Annotated in this window: 19 protein-coding genes and 1 pseudogene; 8 read left to right on the forward strand and 12 right to left on the reverse strand. The window is 54.7% G+C overall.

From position 1 onward, the window contains the following. Positions 1-3 precede the first annotated feature (3 nt). From QMZ65_RS00355 to QMZ65_RS00375, 5 genes and pseudogenes are all read right to left on the reverse strand, one after another. A pseudogene (locus QMZ65_RS00355) lies at positions 4-870 on the reverse strand (ABC transporter ATP-binding protein). Continuing rightward, complete coding sequence (locus QMZ65_RS00360) at positions 842-1,747, reverse strand: ABC transporter permease (protein ID WP_283215163.1); 906 nt, start codon at positions 1,745-1,747, stop codon at positions 842-844. Before QMZ65_RS00360 ends, QMZ65_RS00355 begins: the two are co-directional and overlap by 29 nt. Next, on the reverse strand, positions 1,744-2,769 hold the full coding sequence (locus QMZ65_RS00365) for an ABC transporter permease (protein ID WP_283215164.1): 1,026 nt from the start codon (positions 2,767-2,769) through the stop codon (positions 1,744-1,746). Before QMZ65_RS00365 ends, QMZ65_RS00360 begins: the two co-directional genes overlap by 4 nt. Next, a complete protein-coding gene (locus QMZ65_RS00370) occupies positions 2,766-4,397 on the reverse strand; it encodes an ABC transporter substrate-binding protein (protein ID WP_283215165.1) in 1,632 nt (543 codons plus the stop codon). The genes QMZ65_RS00365 and QMZ65_RS00370 overlap by 4 nt, the downstream gene beginning before the upstream one ends. Before the next feature lie 60 nt (positions 4,398-4,457). Continuing rightward, positions 4,458-5,639 (reverse strand): mandelate racemase family protein, encoded by a 1,182-nt coding sequence (locus tag QMZ65_RS00375; protein ID WP_441339528.1) that lies wholly within the window; start codon positions 5,637-5,639, stop codon positions 4,458-4,460. A gap of 299 nt (positions 5,640-5,938) precedes the next feature. Here QMZ65_RS00375 and QMZ65_RS00380 point away from each other — a divergent pair, with 299 nt between their 5' ends. The 4 genes from QMZ65_RS00380 (at position 5,939) to QMZ65_RS00395 (ending at position 10,752) form a co-directional block, all read left to right on the forward strand. Continuing rightward, a complete protein-coding gene (locus tag QMZ65_RS00380; RefSeq protein ID WP_283215166.1) occupies positions 5,939-7,054 on the forward strand; it encodes an ABC transporter substrate-binding protein in 1,116 nt (371 codons plus the stop codon). A gap of 132 nt (positions 7,055-7,186) precedes the next feature. Next, positions 7,187-7,609, forward strand: coding sequence for a DUF2231 domain-containing protein (locus QMZ65_RS00385; RefSeq protein WP_166931240.1), 423 nt, complete (start codon positions 7,187-7,189; stop codon positions 7,607-7,609). After that, positions 7,606-8,898 (forward strand): PQQ-dependent sugar dehydrogenase, encoded by a 1,293-nt coding sequence (locus QMZ65_RS00390; protein WP_097117183.1) that lies wholly within the window; start codon positions 7,606-7,608, stop codon positions 8,896-8,898. Before QMZ65_RS00385 ends, QMZ65_RS00390 begins: the two co-directional genes overlap by 4 nt. 666 nt (positions 8,899-9,564) lie before the next feature. Continuing rightward, on the forward strand, positions 9,565-10,752 hold the full coding sequence (locus tag QMZ65_RS00395; RefSeq protein WP_160867259.1) for an aminotransferase-like domain-containing protein: 1,188 nt from the start codon (positions 9,565-9,567) through the stop codon (positions 10,750-10,752). Between the two features lie 33 nt (positions 10,753-10,785). Here the strand turns inward: QMZ65_RS00395 and uxuR are convergent, their stop codons facing one another. From uxuR to uxuA, 4 genes are all read right to left on the reverse strand, one after another. Further along, positions 10,786-11,553, reverse strand: a complete 768-nt coding sequence (gene uxuR / locus QMZ65_RS00400) for a Uxu operon transcriptional regulator (RefSeq protein WP_097117281.1) — start codon at positions 11,551-11,553, stop codon at positions 10,786-10,788. Positions 11,554-11,637: 84 nt separating this feature from the next. After that, positions 11,638-13,056, reverse strand: a complete 1,419-nt coding sequence (gene uxaC / locus QMZ65_RS00405) for a glucuronate isomerase (protein ID WP_283215167.1) — start codon at positions 13,054-13,056, stop codon at positions 11,638-11,640. Beyond that, a complete protein-coding gene (locus QMZ65_RS00410; RefSeq protein ID WP_283215168.1) occupies positions 13,053-14,534 on the reverse strand; it encodes a fructuronate reductase in 1,482 nt (493 codons plus the stop codon). The genes uxaC and QMZ65_RS00410 overlap by 4 nt, the downstream gene beginning before the upstream one ends. A gap of 56 nt (positions 14,535-14,590) precedes the next feature. Next, positions 14,591-15,769 (reverse strand): mannonate dehydratase, encoded by a 1,179-nt coding sequence (uxuA, locus tag QMZ65_RS00415; protein ID WP_058959958.1) that lies wholly within the window; start codon positions 15,767-15,769, stop codon positions 14,591-14,593. Between the two features lie 375 nt (positions 15,770-16,144). Here uxuA and QMZ65_RS00420 point away from each other — a divergent pair, with 375 nt between their 5' ends. After that, positions 16,145-17,446 (forward strand): MFS transporter, encoded by a 1,302-nt coding sequence (locus QMZ65_RS00420; protein WP_034827231.1) that lies wholly within the window; start codon positions 16,145-16,147, stop codon positions 17,444-17,446. Positions 17,447-17,461: 15 nt separating this feature from the next. Beyond that, entirely contained in the window at positions 17,462-19,855 is a 2,394-nt protein-coding gene (locus QMZ65_RS00425) for a glycoside hydrolase family 31 protein (RefSeq protein WP_283215169.1), read from the forward strand. A gap of 90 nt (positions 19,856-19,945) precedes the next feature. On the opposite strand, the gene QMZ65_RS00430 is transcribed toward QMZ65_RS00425, so the two are convergent. After that, positions 19,946-20,491, reverse strand: coding sequence for an NUDIX domain-containing protein (locus QMZ65_RS00430; RefSeq protein ID WP_097117177.1), 546 nt, complete (start codon positions 20,489-20,491; stop codon positions 19,946-19,948). A gap of 43 nt (positions 20,492-20,534) precedes the next feature. Next, positions 20,535-21,443, reverse strand: coding sequence for a LysR family transcriptional regulator (locus QMZ65_RS00435; protein WP_283215170.1), 909 nt, complete (start codon positions 21,441-21,443; stop codon positions 20,535-20,537). Between the two features lie 105 nt (positions 21,444-21,548). On the opposite strand from QMZ65_RS00435, the gene QMZ65_RS00440 reads away from it, so the two are divergent. Further along, positions 21,549-22,643, forward strand: coding sequence for an oxidoreductase (locus tag QMZ65_RS00440; protein ID WP_283215171.1), 1,095 nt, complete (start codon positions 21,549-21,551; stop codon positions 22,641-22,643). A 63-nt stretch (positions 22,644-22,706) separates the two neighbouring features. Here the strand turns inward: QMZ65_RS00440 and QMZ65_RS00445 are convergent, their stop codons facing one another. Further along, entirely contained in the window at positions 22,707-23,609 is a 903-nt protein-coding gene (locus QMZ65_RS00445) for a ParB/Srx family N-terminal domain-containing protein (protein WP_283215172.1), read from the reverse strand. Positions 23,610-23,741: 132 nt separating this feature from the next. Between QMZ65_RS00445 and QMZ65_RS00450 the strand changes: the two genes are divergently transcribed. After that, complete coding sequence (locus QMZ65_RS00450) at positions 23,742-24,374, forward strand: DapH/DapD/GlmU-related protein (protein ID WP_034827214.1); 633 nt, start codon at positions 23,742-23,744, stop codon at positions 24,372-24,374. The last annotated feature ends 1 nt before the right edge of the window (position 24,375 follow it).

Consider the following 24,375-nt stretch of genomic DNA (forward strand, 5'->3'; position numbering starts at 1 on the left):
TCCTTAAGGTTGTAACCAGCTGGCCTGGCGCTGTAGCACTGGCAACCGAGAACGGCGCGCATCCATATCCGGCAGCGCGGCCAGTAATCCCTAGGTATAAGGATGCTGGGCGTGGTCGAGTTGATCGGCAGACAGCGATTCGACCACGCGACCGGCATACATCACCAATACGCGATCGCAAAAGCGCCGCACCAGATTGAGGTCGTGACTGATAAAGATCAGGCCCAGTCCGCGCTGTTGCACCAGTTCATCCAGCAGCGTCAATACCTGCAAGCGAACGGAAACATCCAGCGCCGAGGTCGGTTCATCGGCGATCAGCAGTTCCGGGTCGGTAATCAGCATCATGGCGATCATCACACGCTGACCTTGTCCGCCGGAGATCTCATGTGGGTAGCACTGATAGACGCGCTGAGGATCGCGGATCTGCACCACCTCCAGCATCTCCAGCGCCCGCTGGCGTGCCACCTCACGCTGCCCCGGATGGTGACTGCGCCAGGCTTCGGCAATTTGTTCACCCACGCATACCACGGGATTCAGTGAGTATTTCGGGTCCTGCATGATCATCGAAATACGTTTGCCGCGCACGGCACGCATTTGTGCAGGAGAAGCCCGCAGCAGATCGACATCAGCAAACTGCATGCGCTGGGCAGTGACTTGCGCGCTGCGCGGATGCAGTTGCAACAGCGCGCGGCCCACCGTGGATTTACCTGAGCCTGATTCGCCAACGATGGCCAGTTTCTCTTTGCCTAACTGAAAAGAGATGCCGCGCACTGCTGGGGTAATCTGGCGTCCGTTAACGAAGTTAACCTGAAGATCCTGCACGTCGAGCAGGGGAGCAACGCTATTCGCTGCGGGGATCGAGGATGTCACGTAAGCCATCTCCTAAAAAGTTAAACGCCAGACTGTTGATCAGAATCGCTAACCCAGGCACGGTGACCACCCACCAGCACTCCAGCATATACGTGCGGCCACTGGCGATCATCGCACCCCATTCCGGGTCGGGTGGCTGCGCGCCTAAACCGAGGAAACCCAGACCTGCCGCGGTCAAAATGATGCCCGCCATATTCATGGTGATGCGGATGATCACCGAAGGCAGACACAGCGGCACAATATGCTTCCACAAAATACGCAGAGACGAGGCACCTTGCAGGCGCACGGCAGAGACAAAGTCTGCCTGCCGCAGCGACAACGCTTCCGCGCGTGCCAGTCGAGCAATCGGCGGCCAGGCGGTGAGGGTAATCGCCATCACCACATGTTCCAGGCCGGGGCCAAGCGCCGCGACAAACGCCAGCGCCAGCACCAGGCTCGGGAATGAGATGAAGATATCGGTGACGCGCATTAATACGCTGTCCACTTTGCCGCCAAAGTAGCCGGCGGTGACGCCCAACAGCAGGCCTAATGGCCCGACGGTGATCGACACCAGCATGACGATATACAAGGTAATGCGCGCGCCCCACACTAAGCGGCTGAAGATGTCGCGTCCAAACTCATCGGTGCCAAACCAGTGCTGCGCGTTCGGCGGCGTGAGTGCGTTATTCAAATCCTGAATCAAGGGGGGGTAGGGGGCGATCCACGGCGCAAACAGCGCCACGATCAGCAACAGTAAAATGATGCCGCCGCCGATGGCCGTGAGAGGGTTACAAGCCATTTGCCACAGGAAATGGCCGATTCGCGAAAGCGTACGACGATAGCGCGCCACACGTTCGCGCGTGCTGCTGGCATGAAGCAGATCGAGAGAGGCAGTCATACTTTGGTCCTCGGATCGAATACCTGATAAAGCAGGTCAGAGAGCAGGTTAAGCAGCACGAAAATCAGGCCGACCACCAATACGCAGCCCATCACCGCATTCATATCGCCGAGCATCAAACTGCCGGTGAGGTAAGAGCCAAAGCCAGGCCAGGAGAACACGGTTTCAATCAGCACCGCGCCTTCGAGCAGGGATCCGTACGCCAGTGCTACCACCGTCAGCAACTGCACCAGAATGTTGCGGAATGCGTGTTGCCAGATCACCTGCCACTCGGTCAGGCCTTTCACTCGCGCAGTCAAAATGAACTCCTGCGACAGCTGCGCCAGCATAAAGCTGCGCGTCATGCGACTGATGTAGGCCAGTGAGTGGAAACCCAACAGCGAAGCGGGCAGGATCAGATGATTGAGCGCGTTGTTAAACACCTTGATATTGCCTGCCAGCAGTGCATCCACCAGCAGCAAACCTGTACGGCGCGGAACAATACCATCCAGACTGAAATCGACCCGACCGGCACCGCCGACCCAACCCAAATGCGCGTAGAACAGCAGTAAACCGATCATGCCGACCCAGAAGATTGGCGTGGAGTAACCGGCCAGACTGATAATGCGCACCAGATAATCCACCAGGCTGTTGCGGCGTGCCGCAGCCCAGACGCCCAGCGGTACGCCGAGTCCGGTGCCAAGTACAATCGCCAGCGTGGCGAGTTCCAGGGTGGCCGGGAACACACGCAGGATATCGTTAATCACCGGCTGCCCGGTGAGCAGCGCCAGCCCAAAATTGCCGTGCAGCAAGCCTTGCAGGTAGATCCAGAACTGCATCCACAGCGGTTTATCAAAGCCTAACTGGTGATAAACCTGCTGGTAAGTGGCGTGGTCGGCATCCGGTCCAACAATCGCCAGTACCGGATCGAGCGGCATCACGCGGCCAATAAAAAAGGTCAGCAGCAACAGGCCGAACAGCGTGATGGCGACCTGCAATGCGCGGCTGCGCACCCGCCGCCAGTGGCGTTTGGTTAAGGTCATTGGACACCTCCGGCCAGGCTGTCTGGCGTTTTCCACACATCACGCAGGAAGGTGGTGGCAGAAGGATGCGGCACATAATCCTGTACGCGATTATTTACCACCACCGAATCCGTCATCTGCGAAATCGGCATCAGCGCCGGGATCAACTGGTCGTAACGCTGCTGAATCGCCACGTAATCCTGCTGCTGTTTGAGACTGTCTCGTTCCAGCAGCGCCTGATCGATCATCTGATTAAGCTGAGCATCGTAGAAGCTGGTGCGCCAGCCCTGGAAGTTGGTGAGTCGGGCGCTGTCGGCGTTATTCGGGTTGTACACCAGCGATCGCAAACTGGAGTGCGGATGCGGTTCAACACCACTGCCGCCACGCCCCACCAGCAGATTGAACTGACGTTCGCGCATTGCGCCATAAATCTGGTTGCCAGTGCCGGTGATGATTTTGGCGCGAATGCCTGCCTGCATCAGCGTGGATTGAATGGCGATAGCAATGTTCAGGAACGGTTGATCGGCCAGCACACGCAAGGTGGTGTCGAAGCCATTGGGGTAGCCCGCTGCGGCCAGCAATGCTTTGGCTCGCGGCACATCAAGACGATAGCCGGGATCGGGCAGTGTTTCAGGCATACCAGACTGGATCGGACGCTGATGCAAAGTGCCATAACCGGCCATCAGGGTTTTATTGATGCCCTGATAATCGACTAAGTAGCGCACGGCTTCGCGCACCTGCGGATTGGCGAAGTGGTTATCCTTCATGCTCATCGCCAGGTAATAAAGGGTGCCTTTCTGCACCGCATCAATGGTGAGATCCGGATCGTGGCGCAGCGCCTGCACATCAGGAATGGCCATGTTACTGGCAATGTCGATATCGCCTTTCTCCATCATCAAGCGCAAGGTTTGTGACTCCTGCAAATGCCGAAACACCACGCGGGTTAACCTGGGAGCGCCACGCCAGTAATTTTCATCCCTGCTCATGCGCAATACATCTTTGGCCTGCCAGACATCAAGACGGAACGGGCCGGAACCGGCTTCGTGCGTGGTCAGCCAGCGGTTGCCCCAGTCATCGTTCACCGCGTTGGCCTGTACAGTTTTACTGTCCAGCACCACCATGCTGCCGAGTGCTGCCAGGGAGTAGATCACCAGTTGCGGATCGTTCGGCTTAGGCAGCTGGATCACCACCGTGCGGGCATCAGGTGCAGTGATCATCTGATCCACGTTGTCTTTACTGAAGCCATAGGATTTCCACACTGACGCCTGGGCCAGATTGAGATGCAACACCCTGCGCATCGACCAAATCACGTCTTCGCTGGTGAGTGGGTTACCGGAATGGAAATGCACGCCTTCGCGCAGATGGAAAGTGAGTTGGCGATGATCGGCGCTGATCTCCCAACGTTCCGCCAGAGCAGGGCGCACGTGGGTGAGCTGGCGCGGATCTAACTCGACGAGCCCATCATAAAGATTGACCACAATGCCCACCACTTCATTGCCGGTCATGGCAGCGGGATCGAGCGTCAATAGGTTGTTCATGTTCATGCCCACGATCAACTGGTCGTCTGGCGTGGCGGCCAGCAGCGACGGGCTACCCGTGAGCAGCATTAGCGCGGCGCACCATGCTCTGCAATAACGAGATATGTTCATAAGCAAAGTCCAGCAGGTCAGAGGTTTATAGTTGTTTGCCGTACTGCTTGTGTTCGACGCTTACCAGCGATTGAGCGTGTGGGTTTCAATCCAGCTGAAATTAATGTCCTCCCCAAGTCCAGGCCGGGTAGGCAGGTGAACAAAGCCCTGATCGTCCATCGGATCGACCAGGCTATTGAGGTAGGCCGGCGGCTGTTCGTAATCGAGGAAAGGGTGCAACAACCCCCGTTCGTACCAACGGCAGTTACGAATGGCACCCACCACCGCGATGCTGGCCGCGCCGTTGCCGTGCACTTCACAATCCATGCCGAAGGCTTCTGCCAGGCTGGCCACTTTCAGGGTGGCAGAGATGCCACCGACGCCGTTGGCTCCGGCACGCAGGATGTCACAGGCACCTGCACGCACCCAGTCGGCACGACTGTGGTGTTTGCCGCCGAGGCTTTCCGGGCCGAGTACGTCAATGCTGAGATTTTCCGCCAGCCAGGCGTAAGAGGCCATACTCTCCTCTTCCATCGGTTCTTCAAACCAGGCGAAGTTAAGCTTCTCCAGCGCTTTACCTATGGTGAGTGCCTCGCTGCGACTGTACCAGTGGTAGCCATCCAGCATCAGGGCGATATCCGGACCTACCGCTTCGCGTACCGCGGCACAGGCTTTGATATCCATTGAGGTGCTGGGGGCGAAAGAAACCGGCGGCATCCAGGTATGCAGTTTTATGGCTTGATAACCGCGTGCTACCAACCTCTCGGCAAACTGGGCGTACTCGTCCGGCGTTGAGAGGCCACCCTCCAACTCATCGCCGCACATGGTGCTGCCGTAAGCGGGAATTTTTTCACGGTAACCGCCCATTAGCTTATGCACCGGTTGTTTAAGCTTGCGGCCAATCAGATCCCACATGGCTTGTTCGACAGCGGAGAGTGCGCGCTCAGTGAGTTGGTGCGCGCTGCCACGCTGCCAGTGCACTAAATCCTGCCACAAGCGTTCACGATCGAAGGCGTTTTGCCCGATCAGCACCTTACGGAAGAAGGCGTTGACCACATGCGGCCGTATGACTTCGGCTGGTGCGAAAGCATATCCGCAATCGCCGTCTTCGCTGGTCAGCGTGAGCAGCGCCATTTGCGCATCGGTTTCTGCACCAGGGTGCGAGTGGCCCGCGCTATCTGATACGCGGCGCGTAGGGTAGGTAAAGAGGGTGACATCAATGGCGCTGATCTTCACGGTAAGACCTCCAGACAGGATTTCCATGCTCAGGGCGAGCGTTAAATTAAAAATAAAACAGCGTTTCAATTCGTAATTTAGCGTTCACAATTTGTTTACGCATTAGGTGAAATGCGGGAAGAGAAGGTCATTACCTGGGCAGTTGCATGGGGTGCTGTGAGCACTTTCACGAAAGGAGGTCGTTTTGTGAGCGGCTACACAGTAAGAAAAACGGCAAGGGGATGTAAAAAAATGTGTCTCAGGGGCTTTTCATTTCGCGTCTGCCAGGTAATAGTGACGCCGCGAAATTTTAATAATAATCATTATCATTTGTATGGGTAGACACAATGAAAAAATGGCTGTTAGCACTGGGGTTACTGGCTGTAACGGGTTCTGCTTCGGCAAAAATCATCACTGACATCGCAGGGCGTCAGGTTGAAGTCAAAGAAGAATCCAAACGTATCATTCTGGGTGAAGGGCGTAAGATGTATCTGCTGGCGGCATTCGATACCGCCGCGCCTTTCCATCGCGTAGTGGGCTGGCGTGATGATTTCCATAAGGCCGACTATGACGGTTATATGGCTTATGAGAACAAGTATCCGGAAATTAAAAAGCTGCCTACCTTTGGTGGGGCGAAAGACGGCACCTTCAACGTTGAGCAGGCGCTGACGTTAAAGCCGGACCTGGTGCTGATGAACCTCGAATCAAAAGCCGCCACGGATGAAGGCAAGTTGATTGAAAAGTTGCAGGCGGTTGGTGTACCGGTGGTGTTTATCGACTTCCGCGAGAAGCCGATGGAGCACGCCGAGAAGAGCATCCGCATCATGGGCGAACTGGTCAATAACCCGCAGCGTGCTGAAGAGATTGTGGCTTTCCGCCTCGCGCAGATCGAAAAGGTGACCGATCGCCTGAAAAACTTCACCGGCACACGTCCAAAAGTGATGATTGATCGTGCAGGTGGCTACACCGATGAATGCTGCATGTCGTTTGGTAATGAGAATTTTGGTCAGATGGTCGAAATCTCCGGCGGGAGCAATATCGCTAAAGATCTGATCCCTGGCACCTTCGGTACCCTGAACCCAGAGCAAATCATTGCCAGCCGTCCGGATGTGGTGGTAGTGACCGGTGCCAACTGGAAGAACTACAACACCGTGGGCAAATGGGTGGGCGTTGGCCCTGGCGCAGACACCAAAGAAGCCACGGCACGTCTGAAGTTGCTGATGATGCGCGATGCGTTTAAAACCCTGCCGGTTGCCCACAACGGCAATGCACACGCCATCTGGCACCAGTTCTACGACAGCCCATATCAGTTTGTCGCGATTCAGGCGATGGCCAAGTGGCTGCATCCGGATCTGTTCAAAGATATCGATCCTGACGCCACCTTCCGTGAGTTCCATGAAAAGTTTCTGCCATTGCCTTATCAGCCGGGTTACTGGGTGACACTGCCTGCGGATAAGTCATAACCTTTAGGCTTTTTGCGGTAATCGCGCGCATTACTCTTCATCTTTACTAATATTTTACAGGCGGTTGGCTGCGATTTCGGGGAAGCGAAACGCAGCCATCGCCTGAATAATAAACGTAATAGGGAGAGTGAAATGTTGTATACCTCGGGACGTTCAGCGTTTGCGGTGGGGCTTTACGCTCTGCTGGAACCGCTACCGCTGGGCTTTTTTGTTGCGGCCTGGCTGTTCGATATCATCTATCTGCAAACCTTCGTCATCATGTGGACCAAATCAGCCAGTTGGTTGATTGCTATCGGTCTGGTGCTCGCTATCCTGCCAAGATTAATCAGTCTTGTTTACTTATTCCGCGGGCCTTATCCCAGTGAAAAGACCCATTTCTGGCTGTCACTGCTGGCCATCGTCGTGGCTATCGCAAATGCCTTTATTCACAGTCGTGATGCGTATGCCGTGGTGCCGCTTGGGGTAACGTTGTCGACTCTGGTGGTGGCACTGCTGTTGCTCGCCAACGTGCAGTTAGCGCTGCGTGGACGCATTACAGCAGGAGGTCGCGCATGAAACAGATTTTGAGTGCAGTGACCCTCGCCATGCTTCTCAGCGCTTGTGATGATGGCTCACTTATCGATCCGCAAAAACAGATTGGCCCCAATCCTGAACTCCCCCAGGCGCAAAACTTCTTTGTACCGCCGATGCAGGTGCCGGAGGGTATCCCCTGGAAAGCCGGTGAAATGCCAAAAGTGGCGGAGGGGCTGAAGATTGAAAAGATCGCTGATAACTTACAGCATCCACGTCAGGTACTGGTGCTGCCGAACAATGATGTGCTGGTGGCCGAATCCAACGGCACACCGAAACCGACAACCGCGCCGAAAGATCTCATTACCGGCATCGTAAAAAATGCTTCGGGCAAAGGCGGGGCCGGTGGCAATCGTATTACGCTGTTGCGTAATGTGAACGGCAAGTGGGAGCAGCATCGATTTATCGATAACCTGACCGCGCCGTTTGGCATGCAGCTGGTGGGCAATACGTTGTATGTTGCCAACGCCGATAGCCTGGTGAAATTCCCGTATGAAAACGGACAAACTGAGATTCGTACGCCGCCGGTGGTGGTGACTGAACTGCCCGGCGGGCCGATTAACCATCACTGGACTAAGTCACTGCTGGCCAGCCCCGACGGCAGCAGGCTATATGTCGGGGTAGGGTCAAACAGCAACATTACGGAAAATGGCATTGGTGCCGAATATCGTCGAGCGGCGGTACTCGAAGTCGATGCGGCGAGCGGTGCCAGCCGTATCTATGCCAGTGGGCTGCGCAACCCCACCGGTCTGCAATGGGAACCGCAAACGGGCAAGCTGTGGGCGATCGTTAATGAACGCGACGAGATTGGCTCGGACCTGGTGCCGGATTATATGACCTCGGTGCAGGACAAAGGCTTTTACGGCTGGCCATACAGCTATTATGGCCAACATGTCGATGTGCGGGCGCAGCCTCAGCGGCCTGACTTAGTAGAAAAAGCCATCAAGCCAGATTACGCGCTCAGTTCACACGTGGCACCGCTTGGCTTGCTGTTCTATGGCGCAGATAACATGCCGCAGTATCGCGGAGGGGCATTTATCAGTGAACATGGCAGTTGGAACCGCACGCCGTTGAATGGCTATCAGGTGGTGTGGGTGAAATTCGAAAACGGGAAACCGGTTGGTCAGCCACAGCCGGTGGTGACCGGATTCCTGACCGATGACCAAAAACAGGTACGGGGCTTACCAGTGGGACTGGCATCAGATCAGCAGGGCGGTGTGCTGATCGCGGATGATGCAGGTAATGCCATTTGGCGTATCAGCTCTGCCAATTGATTTCTGCAGGCAATAAAAAAGGATTTGGCTTGATAGCCAAATCCTTTTTTTATGTTCGCTAACCGGCTGGTAACCGCGCTGCGAACGGGGTGCTCAGCACTCCTCACAAATCAAATCATAAAATGTGCGGGGGAATATTTCAAGTTTCGCAAAAGTACTGTATGGTTATACAGGTGTTGAGTGGCGAGCGCAGTCTCATTGTTTTCTGATGACTCCCAGGGGCGCGGATTGTCAAATCCCGGCAGGTTTCAGGTGGTGCTGGCCTGTGGCTTCCACAATGAGTGGCGCTCAGCACTCCTCACAGCTGTGCTCAGGCCATCGGCGGGTGGAGTCAAAGCTCCGAAGGCTGAAAAGCGCGCTCCTGTCAGAGGAGAAGGAAAGTGATGGAACTTGTTCGGTTACTCCTGGACCTGGTCCGGGTGATCCTGCAAATCATCGTTGCCCTTTTGCAACTGACCGGTCAGGCGCACTGACCGGAACTTGAAACAAGGCGGAGCTTACCCCTCCGCCTTTTTTCGTTAGTTTCAACAGGTGATTTTTTCTCAATATCGGTAGTTACCTTCCGGCACTAAATTCTCTTTGCCAGACAGTGAAAATGTGATTATCAGCTTAGCTAACTTATGTTATGAATTTAGTCTTAGAAAAAAATAATCAGGTAAAGGTTTTATGTCGTCGCAAAAATTGTCCAAAAGCGTTCAACGCATTCATTCATCTGCCATTCGGGATTTATTGAAACACAGCAAAATGGAAGGGGTGATCTCTCTGGGTGGTGGCATCCCGAATCCCGACCTGTTTGATACCGAAGGCCTGCAGATCGCCATGGATCGCGCCTTGTCGCAGGATGGTCACAACGCATTTCAGTATGGCTTGAGTGAAGGGGATCCGCTATTACGTGAAGCGATCTGCCGCATTTCAGCCGACCGCGGTATTGATTGCACGCCAGACGACGTGGTGATCACTTCTGGCTCCCAGCAGTCACTGGATATTCTCGCCCGCGCGTTAATCAACCCCGGTGATGTGGTGGTGGTGGAGCGTCCAACTTATCTCGCCGCATTGCAGGTTTTCCAGTTGGCTGAAGCGCAGTTCAAATCTGTTGGCACTGACGGCGAAGGCATGATTGTTGATGAGCTGGAAGAGCTAGTCAAACAGACACCAATCAAAGCCGTGTATATCGTTCCGACCTTTGGCAATCCAAGCGGCGTCACCTTATCTGATGCGCGTCGTCAGCAGTTAGTCGCGCTGGCGAAGCAGTATGATTTCCTGATTTTTGAAGACGATCCCTACAGCGAGATCAACTTCACCAATCAGACATTCCGCCCATTAAAATCCCATGCGCAAGCGATGGGGGCCAGCGAGAATGTGATTTATACCTCGACCTTCTCCAAAATCCTGGCACCGGGCGCACGCGTTGGCTGGATCACCATGCCGGGCTGGTTGAAGTCATCAGTGGTGAACCTGAAGCAGGCAACGGATCTGCACACCAGTGCCTTGTCACAATCCCTGACGCGTCATTATCTGGAAACCGGTCGCTTGCCGGAGCAGATTCGCTTGATCCGCGCAGCCTATAAGCAGAAGTGCGATGCATTGTGTGCAGCGCTGGAGACGGAGTTGGGGGATAAGCTGCACTTCTATCGCCCGCTGGGTGGCATGTTCCTGTGGGCAACGTTCAGGGAAGCTTTCAACACCACCGAATGGCTGAAAACCACGCTGAGCAAGGGTGTGGTGTATGTCCCGGGTGAGTTTTTCTACTGTGATAATCCAGATACTTCAACGCTGCGTATTTCGTATGCCTCAGTATCGGAAACCAATCTGGCCGTAGCAGCACAGCGTTTGAAAGCTTCATTACCGCAGTAATCGCCTGAAAGCCCTTGGTAACAAGGGCTTGTTTTAGCCGTTGGCACTGTCCAGCGGCCAGGATTCAAACAGATAACCATCAAAATCGATGTCATCGACATCTGAAAATTCCAGCAATCGCTGTTTCACATTTTCCAGATGCTGCCACATGGCTTGCTTGGCGGCGCGTGCATCTTTCTTGATCAATGTGGCGAGGATCTTCTTGTGATCGTCGAGCCACTGCTTACGATAATGAGTGTTCACCAGATGACGATGTAACTGACTCCACATCACATTATCTTCACGCCACTGCCAGGATTGTTTGAACAACTCGACCAGCATGCTGTTATGGGTCGCTTCGGCAATCGCTAAATGGAAGTTACGATCGCCGTTCTCGCTCTCATTCACGGCGCCGGATGCCAGTTCTCTCTCTTCCAGTTCCAGCGCCTGACGCATCTTGATGATGTCTTCACGCGTGGCCTGAAGGGCGGCAAACTCCGCGATATTACTCTCCAGCAATTGACGCGCCTGCAGCATCTCAAACGGGCCGGCATCGTTACAGGCGGCTTGTGTCGTCGCGCGCGGTGCAGGACTGTCGTTTACCACGTAGATCCCGGCACCACGACGCACTTCAATCAAGCCTTCCAGCTCCAGCATGATCAGTGCTTCACGCACCAGCGTACGCGTGACATCCAGCAGCGCAGCCAGTTCACGCTCAGGCGGCAAGCGTTCGCCCACGGCATACTGCTTTTGCATAATCATGTTACGCAACATTTCCCCCACTTCCTGATAAGGGCGCTGCGCTGATGCTTGTGTTTTCATGAGCTCTTTTCTGCTGATTAAGAAGTTGACGACCACTGACGCTGCCATCAATTGCGCCCTGCACTATAGCACAGGGCGGAATTCTCAACGTGGATTGAGGGTAAAGTAGCGCTGTGCGTTATTGAAACAGATATCCTGCAGCATGTTGCCGAGCACCGCTTCATCGTGCGGCACAATGCCATCCTGCACCCATTGACCGAGCAGGTTGCACAGAATACGGCGGAAGTATTCGTGGCGCGTATAGGAGAGGAAACTGCGAGAATCGGTCAGCATCCCGACAAACTGGCTGAGCAAACCGATTTGCGACAGTTGCTCCAACTGGCGCAGCATGCCATCGCGCTGATCGTTGAACCACCAGCCGGAACCAAACTGCACTTTACCGGCGATGCCCGCACCCTGGAAGTTACCTGCCATCGTCGCCAGCACTTCGTTGTCACGCGGATTGAGGCAGTACAGAATGGTCTTTGGCAGTTGGTCGTTAACATCCATCGCATCCAGCAGGCGCGAGAGCGGCAAAGCAATATTGTTATCGCCAATCGAGTCAAAACCGCTGTCTGCACCCAGCAAACGGAACAAGCGAGTGCTGTTGTTGCGAATGGCACCGATGTGTAACTGCATCACCCAATCACGTCGTGCATACTCGGAACCCAACCAGACCAGCACCGCGCTGCTAAACTGCGCGATTTCCAGCTCGCTTAGCGTGTCGCCGTTGCGACGTTTCGCCAGAATGGCGTCCAACACGCTATCGTCGGGAACAGGTGCAAAGCGCAGCACTTCAATCCCGTGATCCGCTGCACGACAGCCGTGAGCGGAGAAGTGATCTAACCGGCGCAACAGGGCGGTGCGCAACGCATCAAAGTCGATGATCGCCACATCCGCTGCTGCCTCAAGCCGTCCCAGGTATTCAACAAAGCCTTCAAGCTCAATCTTGAAGACCTTATCAGGGCGCCAGCTTGGGGCGACATCAATATCAAAGCTGCTGTCTTCAGCAATCTGACGATGATATTGCAGCGAATCAACCGGATCATCGGTGGTGCCAACCATACGTACATTCATTTGACGCATAATGCCGCGTGCAGAAAATGCCGGGGTTGCCAGTTTCTCGGCGCATTCGTCCCATACGCGTTGTGCGGTGTCCGGCCCAAATAACGTATTGGTGATGCCGAACGGGCGACGCAGCTCCAGATGAGTCCAGTGGTAGAGCGGATTGCCCAGCGTTTTGGGCACGGTGTGGGCCCACGCGAGGTATTTATCGTAATCGCTCGTAGATTTACCGGTGATCAGCGATTCATCCACGCCCGCAGCACGCAAGGCGCGCCATTTGTAATGGTCACCTTCCAGCCAAATTTGTCCGAGGTTGGCGAACTGACGATCCTCGGCGATCTCCTGCGGGTTGAGATGACAGTGATAATCGTAGATCGGCATATCAGCCGCATAGTCATGGTACAAACGACGCGCAACGTCGCTTTGCAGCAGGAAATCGTCATCCATAAAGTGCTTCATTTCGGCTCCTGATTCAGGGATGCAACGGCGGCGCGGGCACCATGCTGGCAAAGCTGCGCGTACACCTGTTGAAGATGGCTGACGAAGCCCGGATTGGCGGGCAAATCGTCTCCAAAAATGGTTCTCACGGCGAGCAGGGCGCTAACGCGCGCATCGCCTTCTGGCGTGAGCTGGTTGATGTCATGCAAGGTTGCAAGTAATGGGTCAACCACATCAAATGCTTCACCTCGCTCATCCTGCCCGACGACGTAACGCATCCAGCCGGCAATTCCCAGCATCAAGTGGCGATAGTCACTGCCGTGCTTCAGGTGATAGCGCACGGAATCGAGCCAGCGCTGTGGCAGCTTCTGACTGCCATCCATCGCAATCTGTTGCGTCCGGTGTCGCAGGGAAGGGTTGCTAAAACGCTCGATCAGCTGATTAGCATAGGCCAGCAGATCAATACCCTCTGGCATTGATAGCGTTGGTGCCTGTTCCTGCATCATCAGTGCTAATGCTGCCTGGCGATAGGTCGGGAGTTGCATGGTGTCAGCGATGGTTTCACAGCCACCCAAATACCCGAGGTAGGCAAGAAATGAGTGACTGCCGTTGAGCATACGCAGTTTCATCATTTCAAATGGCGCAACGTCGGCCACAAACTGCGCGCCCACGCGATCCCAGTCAGGACGGCCGTTGACAAAGTTATCTTCGATCACCCATTGGCGAAACGGCTCACAGGCCACGCCGCAGGGATCGGGTGCGCCCAGCAAGTCGCGAATCTCCTGATGTGTTTCGTCGGTCACTGCGGGAACGATGCGGTCAACCATGCTGCTGGGAAAAGTGACGTGCTCATCAATCCACTTCGCCAGCGCTGCATCGCGTAACTGAGCAAGCCCCACCACGGCAGCTCGGGCCACATGGCCGTTATCACGCAAGTTATCGCAGGAAAGCACAGTAAACGGCCCTAAACCACGCTCACGACGCACACGTAATGCTTCGACAATAAAACCAATGGCGGATTTCGGCGTGCCAGGGTGCGCAACATCGTGTTGAATAAGTGCATTATCCGCATCCAATTCACCGTTGGCACCCTGAGTGCAATAGCCTTTTTCCGTCATCGTCAATGAAACGATAGCGGTTTCCGGACGAGCCAGCGCTTCGATAATGCCGTCGTGTCCATCCAGTGCAGGATGCAAGGCTTCTTTGATGGCCGCAACGAGGTGAACGTCGTTCTGCCCGGCACCTTTTTCCGTCACGCTGTAGAGCAGATCTTGCTGGCGCAGTTGTTCGACCAACAGTTTGCCGCTCGCCGACATCAGGTTGACCTCACAGATGCCCCAGTCAGTGTCACTGATTTCAAGCAGGTGATGCAGACACAACGCCTGATGCGCGCGATGAAAGGCGCCACAGCCGATATGCACAATACGCGGCACCAGCCGCTGATGGTTCCAGGCGGGGCGGGTCACGTTCAGTTCGCCATTGGCGAGGTTAGGTTCCATGTAAACTCCATCAAGCCGGGTGCGCCATCAATGGCACCCGGCAGCAACGAATGCCATCAGAAATAAGCGCGATGAATCGCCAGTTCCACACCGCGAATTTCCGCCAACCCTTTCAGACGACCAATCGCCGAATAGCCGGGGTTGGTTTTCTTTCTCAAGTCGTCGAGCATCTGGTGACCATGATCCGGGCGCATCGGAATCAAATCCTCCTGACCGGCCGCTTTACGACGATGTTCTTCTTCAGCAATCGCCTTAATGACGGCGAACATGTCAACATCGCCGCCTAAATGCGCTGCCTCGTGGAAGGTGTTCGGGTTCTCTTCGCGTTTGGTTGACCGCAGGTGTGCGAAGTAAATGCGTGGGCCAAAACGTTTCACCATGCCGGCGAGATCGTTATCTGCCAACACGCCGTAAGAGCCGGTGCACATGGTGAAGCCATTCGCCGGGCTGGGTACGGTATCGATCATCCACTGCAAATCTTCTGCGTTAGAGACGATGCGTGGTAAACCCAGAATCGGACGCGGGGGATCATCCGGATGCACTGCCATCCGAACACCCGCCTCTTCCGCCACTGGAATAATCGCGCGCAGGAAGGTGGCGAAGTTTTCACGTAACTCAGCTTTGCCGATGCCGTCATAACGGGCTAATTGAGCACGGAACTGGTCCAGCGTGTAACCTTCTTCTGCACCCGGTAAACCAGCGATGATATTGCGCGTCAGGCGGGTTTTATGTGCTTCGCTCATGTTGGCGAAACGCTCAGCTGCCTGCGCTATTTCCGTGGCGCTGTAGTCCTTCTCCGCACCGGGACGTTGCAAGATGTGCAGCTCAAATACGGCAAATTCGATCTGATCGAAACGCAGCGCTTTCGCGCCATCGGGTAACAGATATTCAAGGTCTGTGCGCGTCCAGTCGAGAATCGGCATGAAGTTGTAGCAGACGGTTTTAATACCGCACTGCGCCAGATTTCGCAGAGACTGCTGGTAATGACGGATCCACTTCTGACACTCACCGCTGCCGGTTTTGATCTCTTCGTGAATCGGCACGCTTTCCACCACTGACCACACCAGCCCAGCGGCTTCCACGATGGCTTTACGCTGCATAATTTCGTCCACCGACCACACTTCGCCGTTAGGGATGTGGTGCAGGGCGGTGACGATGCCGGTCGCGCCAGCCTGTCGTGCATCGGCAAGAGAAACGGGATCATTTGGGCCATACCAGCGCCAGGTCTGCTTCATGTTGTTACCTCTTTTAGGTCCTGAAAATGAAACCCAGGACAATTATTATATTGGTTGACCTATTTATCGGTTAGCGCACCGCTTTTGGCGTGGATTGCGCTCTCAGAGCCTAAAATTCGGCTCTTTAACGTCTGATGTCAACCTCGCAAGCCATTTTGGTTAACCAGATCACAAATGCGGCATCTGAGTGGCGACCAGGTTCCGCATCTGTGGTTCACTCCTGGCGGATGGTTAGAGATGACTCACTGAAGTCGCTCCTCAACAACAAGCAACAATTCCTGGGCGGCAGCCAACGATATTTCCGGTTTATCGCTTACCCGCGCATTCACCACAGGATTTGTAAGCTCATGATGTTAATAAAGAATGGAGAACCAGATGAACCGCAGTTTGAATCCAGGGATCGCTGCCGCTGGCAGCAAACGCACCTTCCGCAATTTGCGCTGGTGGGTATTGGTGTTGTTCTTAGCGGGCGTTACCGTCAACTACATCACGCGTAACTCATTAGGCATTCTGGCACCTGAGCTGAAAACCAGCCTGGGCATCACCACTGAACAATATTCATGGATCGTCGGTGCGTTTCAGCTGGCGTACACCTTCTTTCAACCAATTTGCGGCTGGCTGATTGATGTCATCGGCCTGAAAGTCGGCTTCCTGATTTGTGCCTCGGTCTGGGCGGTCGCCTGTCTGTTCCATGCAGGCGCGGCGAGCTGGGTACATCTTGCCATTCTGCGTTTTGTCATGGGCGGAGCGGAAGCCGCAGCCACGCCAGCCAACGCCAAAGTGATAGGCGAATGGTTCCCGAAAAAAGAGCGTCCGGTTGCAGCGGGTTGGGCCGGCGTGGGCTTCTCAATTGGCGCTATGCTGGCGCCGCCCATCATCTACTTCGCGCACGCTTCTTTCGGCTGGCAGGGCGCTTTCCTGTTTACGGGTTGCCTGGCACTGGCGTGGGTAGTGCTCTGGTGGTTGCTGTATCGCGATCCGGAAATTCATCCCAATCTGTCTGCATCGGAACTGGAATTTATTCGTCAGGATAATGAACCGCCTGCTGTCAAATTACCGTTCTTTAAAGCCCTGAAAAGCGTCTCAAAGAATAAACGTTTTTACGGTATCGCCATTCCCGCTTTTATGGCCGAACCGGCGTGGGGCGTGCTGAGTTTTTGGGTGCCGCTCTACCTGGCGAAAGATCTCGGCATGGATCTCAAACAGATTGCCATGTTCGCCTGGATGCCATTCCTCGCGGCGGATCTCGGCAGCGTCGCCAGTGGCTATCTGACGCGCCTCTATACCCGCCTGTTTGGTTTCAGACTGGTCAACTCCGTGGTTGCCAGTTCGGTCACCGGCGCTTTCCTGATGCTCTCCCTCGCATTGGTGGCGATGACCAAAGATCCCTACGTGGCGATTGCACTGATCTCGATTGGTGGTTTCGGTCACCAGATCATCTCCTGCATGCTCAGCGCGCTGGTGGTGGAGAAGTTTGATAAAGGCCAGATGGCCACCGTCAATGGCATGCGCGGTTCCTTCGCGTGGATATCCAGCTTCCTGTTCTCACTGGTAATTGGTGTCACCGCCGACAAGATTGGCTTTAACCCGTTATTTGTCGCCATGGGCTTCTTCGACCTGATTGGCGCGGTCTTCCTGATTGCATTTATTGCTGAACGTCGCGCCCAGCGCGCCTGATTAAAGTAGGTAACAATGAAAACCTTAAAGAATTGGTCACTCACGCATTCTGATCAACACCATGTTGCGTTAACCGTCGATGGGAAGTACCAGCTGAACCTATTCGTGCTGGAATCAGGCATGTTCCGTGTTTCGATTAAACGTCAGAGCGGCTATGCACTGGACCGCACCTGGAGCATAGCGCCAGACAGCGATGTGCCGTGGGAAGGGCGTCCACGTGACAGCCTGGCGGGCTTTACCCTGCCAGGGTTCACGCTGGAAGAAGAGGGCGATACGCTGGTGGTTTCCACCGATGTGCTGCGCGTGATTGTCCATCAGCCACTGGCGCTGGAGTGGCAACATCGTGATAGCGCTGGCGCCTGGCAACTGCTGACCTGCGACCGCCCAACCAGTGCCTACCTGATTAACGCGCACGGCGATGGCGTGGCGCACTACCAGCGTCGTATGAATGACGATGCCTATTACGGTCTTGGCGAGAAAACCGGTGACCTTCAACGCAATGGCAAACGTTATGAGATGCGTAACCTCGATGCGATGGGCTACAACGCCTCGTCAACCGATCCGCTGTACAAACACGTGCCGTTTACCATTACGCGCCGCAGCGATGTGAGTTTCGGTCTTTACTACGATAACCTCAGCAGCAGCTGGTTTGATCTCGGTAACGAGCTGGATAACTACCATCAGCCTTATCGCCGCTGGCAGGCGGAAAGCGGGGATATTGATTATTACCTGTTTGTTGGCAACAAAGTGTTGGATGTCACCAAGGCCTTTGTGCGCCTGACCGGTAAAACGCTGTTTGGCCCAAAATGGAGCCTCGGTTACAGCGGCTCAACCATGCACTACACCGATGCACCGGATGCACAAAATCAGCTGATGAACTTCATTCGCCTGTGCGAACAGCATGATATTCCGTGCGACTCTTTCCAATTGTCATCGGGTTATACCTCGATCAATAACAAGCGCTACGTGTTCAACTGGAACTACAACAAAGTGCCACAGCCGGAAGTGATGAGCCAGGCGTTCCACGATGCCGGTTTGCGTCTGGCTGCCAACATCAAACCTTGCCTGTTGCAGGACCATCCGCGCTACGAAGAAGTCGCGGCGCAGGGCTTGTTTATTCGCGATTCAGAAGAAGATGCGCCAGAGCGTTCAGTGTTCTGGGACGACGAGGGTTCACACCTCGATTTCACCCATCCTCAGGCGGTGGCGTGGTGGCAGGAGAACGTCACCCAACAGCTGTTGGCGAAGGGCATCGATTCGACCTGGAATGACAACAACGAATATGAAGTGTGGGACGGCGAAGCGCGTTGCCATGGCTTTGGTACGCCCATCGCCATCAAGCATATTCGCCCGGTGATGCCGTTGTTGATGATGCGTGCGTCGATGGAAGCGCAGCAGCGTTTCGCGCCAGAGAAGCGTCCTTTCCTGATCTCGCGTTCTGGCTGTGCCGGTATGCAACGCTACGTGCAGACATGGAGCGGCGATAACCGTACTAACTGGACGTCACTGCGTTACAACATCCGTATGGGCCTGGGGATGAGCTTGTCGGGTCTGTATAACGTCGGGCACGATGTCGGCGGTTTCTCAGGTGATAAGCCGGACGCTGAACTGTTTGTACGCTGGGTACAAAACGGCGTAATGCACCCGCGTTTCACCATTCACTCGTGGAATGACGATCACACGGTGAATGAGCCGTGGATGTATCCGTCGGTCACGCCTGCGATTCGTGCTGCAATCGAACTGCGTTATCGCCTGTTGCCGTACCTCTACACCTTGCTGTGGCAAGCGCATGCTGATGATGAGCCGATGCTGCGTCCAACCTTCCTCGACCATGAGCAGGATAAACAGACTTTCGCCGAGTGCGATGAGTTTATGCTGGGCCGCGATTTGCTGGTGGCCAGCGTGGTGGAAGCAGGACAGCGTGAACGCAGTTTGTGGCTGCCAGATAACCAAACTGGCTGGTATGACTTCGCAACGCAACAGTGGTACAGCGGCGGTCAATGGATCACGCTGCCAGCACCGCTGGAAACCCAGCCGATGCTGGTTCGCGCCGGTGCGGCCTTGCCACTGAGCCAGCGTCTGCGTCATGTTGATGCACAAGCAGATGACCGTCGCACGCTGCAACTTTATCCATTACAGGGTAAAGGCGAGAGCAAAGGCCTGGTATTTGAAGATGACGGTGAGTCCTGGGGTTATCAGCAGGGTAATGCGCTGTGGTTAAGCTGGGAGATGCGCAGCGATGCCGAGGCAATCCACCTGAGCTTCACACGCAAAGGCGATTATCAGCCAGCATGGAAAACGCTGCAAATTGCTTTGCCAGCCGGAGAAACGCGCCAGCTTTACATTGATGGTGTCGCGGTTGCTGCGGCAGATGCGCAAGCAGTGCTGGCGGAGATAGCGAGTCACTAAGCGTCATTGTTCAGGGAGGAGTGCGCAGCAATGCGCACTCTTCAAACGCACAGCGACCTGACATCAATGTGGCCCTGTGCGTTACCCGGCTTAATCAAGCAACCCTTTGGCCCGCGCCAGTAAAAACGCGGTCACTGAAGTGGCATCGGTCACTTTACCTTCCAGAACTAGCTGCAGAAACTCGCTGATTTTCATTTTGCGTGCAGTGAGTCCGACTTCCTCGGCATCCAGATTCTGCCCTTCATAGCGTAATTCGCTGGCAAGATAGATGTGATAACCCTGCGCGGAGTATCCCTGCGCCAGTTTTTGATAGCCCACGTACTGCCAACGATCGGCAATCAATCCTGTCTCTTCCTGCAGTTCGCCCGCCGCCAGTGCTTCCGGTGTAGCGCCAGGGTCCAGCTCCCAGCTGCCTTGCGGCAACTCAATGGTGCGTTCACTTATCGGATAACGATACTGCTCAACCACAAAAATGCTGTCCTGCTCCACCGGAACGATGACGACAAAATCGTTTTTTTCGATCACCGAATAGAGACCTTCGCTGCCATCGGCACGCTGAATTTTGTCCTCTTTTAACGTCATCCAGCGGTTACGATAGATCTCTGTCGATGTGAGGGTTTGTATTTCTGGTTTCAAAAGGGGCCTCCATGAAGTGAATCAGTGAGTCAACGATTTAAGCCTATAAACGGGGTGCCGTGACAGGTAACTTATCTGTTTTTTCCATCGCTTGTTTTAACGCATGAAGAAATACCGTCACCCGTGCTGGCAACTGGCGAGTCGTGGGGAACAATGCCCAGACACCGAGCATCTGCGGTTGAGCATCCTGTAATTCAATGGCGATGAGCTCGCCTGAAGCGAGCTCTTCACGGATGTCCCACTCAGATAACTGAGCAATGCCGCTTCCCGCCACGCACAGAGTACGCACCCCTTCCACGTTACTGCCACTGAAACGGCCTTCCACGCTTAAGCTCGAAATATGCCCATCAATGATGAAGCTCCACTGCAACACGCCTGAGAGTCGCAGGCAGTTGTGATGATGTAAGTCGTTTAATGTCTGAGGCGTGCCGAAGCGTTGAAGATAATCGGGTGAAGCACATAGCATACGCGGGTTGTTAGCGAGACGGTGAGCCACTAAACGGGAGTCACGCAGCGGTGCAATGCGGATAGCGACATCGTAGCCCAACCCTACCAGGTCGGTGACGTCATCGCTCAACTGAAACTCAATGCGTAGTTCCGGGTTGGCCTCCATCAAGGCAGGCAACAGCGGAATGATGGTGCGACGACCAAAGCCAGAAGGCGCCGTAATCCGCAGCTGGCCAGTTGCACCTTGCTGGTGTGGTGAAAACAGATTGCGTGCGCTCTGTTCGGTTTCCGCCAGCGATTTCGCATAGGGCAGAAACTCTGCTCCCTCGACGGTGAGCGCGATGGCGCGAGTCGTGCGGTGCATCAGCCGCACGCCGAGATCGTCCTCCAGCGAGGCCAGCCGACGCGACACCGTCATCGGCGTAGTATTCAGCCGCCGTGCTGCCTGGGTCAGGCTACGCGTTTGCGACACCATCAGGAAAACCTCAATATCTTTGGAGTTCATTTTAACGATTTCCGTTATACAGACGTATCATATTCGGTCATTTTTGCCGCTAAAGCGACACACTATAATGCGCTCTGACGATAATCAGGGAACACGATGTAGCAAATGGCCGATAAACACTTATTTCAGAGCGGGACATTAAATCGACTCGCGCTGAAAAATCGCATCATGGTGGCACCCATGACGCGCATCTCCGCCACGGTAGATGGCGTACCGGGCGACCGCATGAAGCACTATTACGAACGTTTCGCGCGGGGGGGTTTTGGCACCATCATCACCGAAGGGCTGTATATCGACGAAGCCTGGTCGCAGACGTATGCGTTTCAAGCGGGGCTGGTTAATAGCCGCCAGGTCGCAGGCTGGCGAGCCATTACTGATGGTGTGCATCAGTATGGTGGCAAGATCATTGCGCAACTGATGCACGCCGGTGCGATTTCCCAGGGCAATATTTACCGACGCGATACCCTGGCTCCCTCCGTCGTGCAACCGCGTGGAGAACAGCTGGGCTTTTATCATGGTCATGGCGACTATGCGTTGCCAGGAGAAATGAGCGAAGATCAGATTCAGCAGGCGATTGACAGTTTTGCCGAGACCGCCGCGCGCGCTATTGGCGTAGCGAGATTTGATGGCATTGAAATTCACGGTGCCAATGGCTACCTGCTCGATCAATTCTTCACGGATTACACCAATCAGCGTGGTGATCGTTGGGGCGGTGATATCGCTGCCCGCCTGTCACTGACCCTGGCGGTGATCCGCGCGGTACGCCAGCGTATAGGCCACGATGTCACTTTAGGTGTGCGTATTTCACAGGGCAAAGTGAATGATTTCCATCATAAGTGGCAGGAAGGAGAAGCGGGCGCAAAACAGGTGTTTCGCTTATTGGCCGAGTCAGGTATTGATTACCTGCATCTCACCGAATACGACGCACTACAACCCGCTTTTGCGGACAATGCGCTTTCGCTGGTACAGATAGCGCGAGAGGCAGCACCAAGCCTGACTATTGTGGCGAATGGTTCGCTGTCAAACAGCCGTGCCGCCTCTCAGGCGCTGGAGCAGGGGGCGGATTATGTGGCGTTGGGCAAAAGTGCATTGGCCAATCCCGACTGGCCGATGCGTCTCCGTGATGCAGCAGCCTTGCGTGAGTTTGATAAAAATCTGTTAGCCCCTTCCGCGGATGTTAAGGATTGCGAGCTGGCGTAAGAGGTTAATCGCATCGGAAGATGGTGATCAGTACGGGGGCACGACATGTCCCCGTACTGACTATTATTCTTTAAATGCCCAACCCAATTTTCCATCCGCAGAAATCATCTTATCGAGTTTCTTCTCGTTGACCTTTTTCATCGCCCCCAACTTTTCAGCGGTGAGCGGTCCGGCGTCGCTCTGGGCAATCACCGTGTCTTTAGGTACGTCGGTGATTTTTTCAGCAATGGCGGTGACCGCTGCGCCATAGCCTTTGCGATCGTGCAGATCGAATGATTTCAGCGGAAGTTCAGTCTCCAGCCATTTACCCCAGTAGAATTCAAGGAACGGCGGCGGATTGTCCTCTTTCTCAAAGCCGATATCGCGCACGAAATAGACCAGCGAACGATATTCATCATCCTGCATGTGTTTACGGCCCAACTCTTTAGGCAGGTCATGCGGGGTGATTTTGCCTTTAGGCGTATCCAGCCAGACCAGATGGGCGGCTTCCATTTGCTGCCAGAACGCATTCATCGTTTTCAGACTGCGGAAATCATTGGTGATGCGCACCTGTACCAGCGTTTTCAAACCCCCAACATCAGCGAAATTACTGAAGGTGTGATGCCCATCAGTGAGATAGAGCGCATTATCCGGGGCGATGACGGCAGTTTTCATCGGTCCTGGCTGCGCACCCACCGGGGCTTTACAGGTGAAGCTGTCAGGATCGGAGATGCGTGATTTGCTGTTGAACTTGTCTACGCCTTTCTGCCCCATGCTTTCACAAAAATCATCGAACAGCTTTTTGGGATCGGCCTGGTAACGGTGCAGTTTGTAATCCAACTGGCGATAACCAATCGCGGCTTGCGTGGGATGCAATTGTGATAACTGCACCTGCACGATATCACCTGCTTTGATATCAGCGGGCAGTGCTGCTGACGCCTGGCCAGAAGACCACAATAGAGCTAACAGTGACCACGGTGTTCTCATTCCCTTTCCTTAAATGGCCTCAAACGAAGCCGCTACGATAGCATTTCTGTCATCTTGCCGCTTTAGTGTTGTGCTTCGCGCTTGACCTATTACAACTCGTTATCCAGACCTCTGACCACATTGGAGCTTGCTATGGCCCTTGCCGCTGTCCAACCGGCTAAACTGCAACACACCGTCATCGATCCTAGCGTGCGTATGCGCGAAACCCACATTGGTCAGCAATGTGAGATCCTCGCCGAAAGTTATCTTGAATATAGCGAATTGGGCGATTTTTCTTACCTCGGCGAGCACTGTTGTGTCGCTGATGCGCAAATTGGTCGCTTTACCGCGATAGCCAATCAGGTGCGTATTGGTGCGCCAAATCATCCGATGGATCGTGCGTCCCAGCATCGTTTTACCTACTGCCCGGAATATTATGACCCGCAGGCGCAGCGTGACGCAGGCTTCTTTGCCGATCGCCGCGAGGACCGCGTGATCATCGGTAATGATGTGTGGATTGGTCATGGCGTCATTGTGCTGCCGGGCGTGACCGTTGGTGACGGCGCGGTATTGGCTGCTGGCGCGGTTGTGACTAAAGATGTGGCCCCTTACACCATTGTGGGCGGCGTCCCTGCGAAACCCATTCGTGGCCGCTTCACACCAGAAATCGCGGCGCAGTTGCAGGCGATTGCGTGGTGGAACTGGCCGCTGGAGAAGCTGATGACGCATCTGGCGGATTTCCAATCGCCAGACATTGCTGCGTTCTGCCAGCGGCACGCGGTGTAAA

Origin of the sequence: Pantoea sp. EABMAA-21 (genome assembly GCF_030053335.1) — a bacterium.
GTDB lineage: Bacteria > Pseudomonadota > Gammaproteobacteria > Enterobacterales > Enterobacteriaceae > Pantoea > Pantoea communis.

Bases quoted from the DNA above. Each gene is read 5' to 3' on its own strand.
- QMZ65_RS00450 (WP_034827214.1), top strand. From the start codon at position 23,742: ATGGCCCTTGCCGCTGTCCAACCGGCTAAACTGCAACACACCGTCATC.
- QMZ65_RS00425 (WP_283215169.1), top strand. From the start codon at position 17,462: ATGAAAACCTTAAAGAATTGGTCACTCACGCATTCTGATCAACACCAT.
- QMZ65_RS00375 (WP_441339528.1), bottom strand. From the start codon at position 5,639: ATGGAAATCCTGTCTGGAGGTCTTACCGTGAAGATCAGCGCCATTGAT.
- QMZ65_RS00420 (WP_034827231.1), top strand. From the start codon at position 16,145: ATGAACCGCAGTTTGAATCCAGGGATCGCTGCCGCTGGCAGCAAACGC.
- QMZ65_RS00360 (WP_283215163.1), bottom strand. From the start codon at position 1,747: ATGACTGCCTCTCTCGATCTGCTTCATGCCAGCAGCACGCGCGAACGT.
- QMZ65_RS00390 (WP_097117183.1), top strand. From the start codon at position 7,606: ATGAAACAGATTTTGAGTGCAGTGACCCTCGCCATGCTTCTCAGCGCT.
- uxuA (WP_058959958.1), bottom strand. From the start codon at position 15,769: ATGAAGCAGACCTGGCGCTGGTATGGCCCAAATGATCCCGTTTCTCTT.
- QMZ65_RS00435 (WP_283215170.1), bottom strand. From the start codon at position 21,443: ATGAACTCCAAAGATATTGAGGTTTTCCTGATGGTGTCGCAAACGCGT.
- uxaC (WP_283215167.1), bottom strand. From the start codon at position 13,056: ATGAAGCACTTTATGGATGACGATTTCCTGCTGCAAAGCGACGTTGCG.
- QMZ65_RS00440 (WP_283215171.1), top strand. From the start codon at position 21,549: ATGGCCGATAAACACTTATTTCAGAGCGGGACATTAAATCGACTCGCG.
- QMZ65_RS00365 (WP_283215164.1), bottom strand. From the start codon at position 2,769: ATGACCTTAACCAAACGCCACTGGCGGCGGGTGCGCAGCCGCGCATTG.
- QMZ65_RS00445 (WP_283215172.1), bottom strand. From the start codon at position 23,609: ATGAGAACACCGTGGTCACTGTTAGCTCTATTGTGGTCTTCTGGCCAG.
- QMZ65_RS00395 (WP_160867259.1), top strand. From the start codon at position 9,565: ATGTCGTCGCAAAAATTGTCCAAAAGCGTTCAACGCATTCATTCATCT.
- uxuR (WP_097117281.1), bottom strand. From the start codon at position 11,553: ATGAAAACACAAGCATCAGCGCAGCGCCCTTATCAGGAAGTGGGGGAA.
- QMZ65_RS00410 (WP_283215168.1), bottom strand. From the start codon at position 14,534: ATGGAACCTAACCTCGCCAATGGCGAACTGAACGTGACCCGCCCCGCC.
- QMZ65_RS00385 (WP_166931240.1), top strand. From the start codon at position 7,187: ATGTTGTATACCTCGGGACGTTCAGCGTTTGCGGTGGGGCTTTACGCT.
- QMZ65_RS00380 (WP_283215166.1), top strand. From the start codon at position 5,939: ATGAAAAAATGGCTGTTAGCACTGGGGTTACTGGCTGTAACGGGTTCT.
- QMZ65_RS00370 (WP_283215165.1), bottom strand. From the start codon at position 4,397: ATGAACATATCTCGTTATTGCAGAGCATGGTGCGCCGCGCTAATGCTG.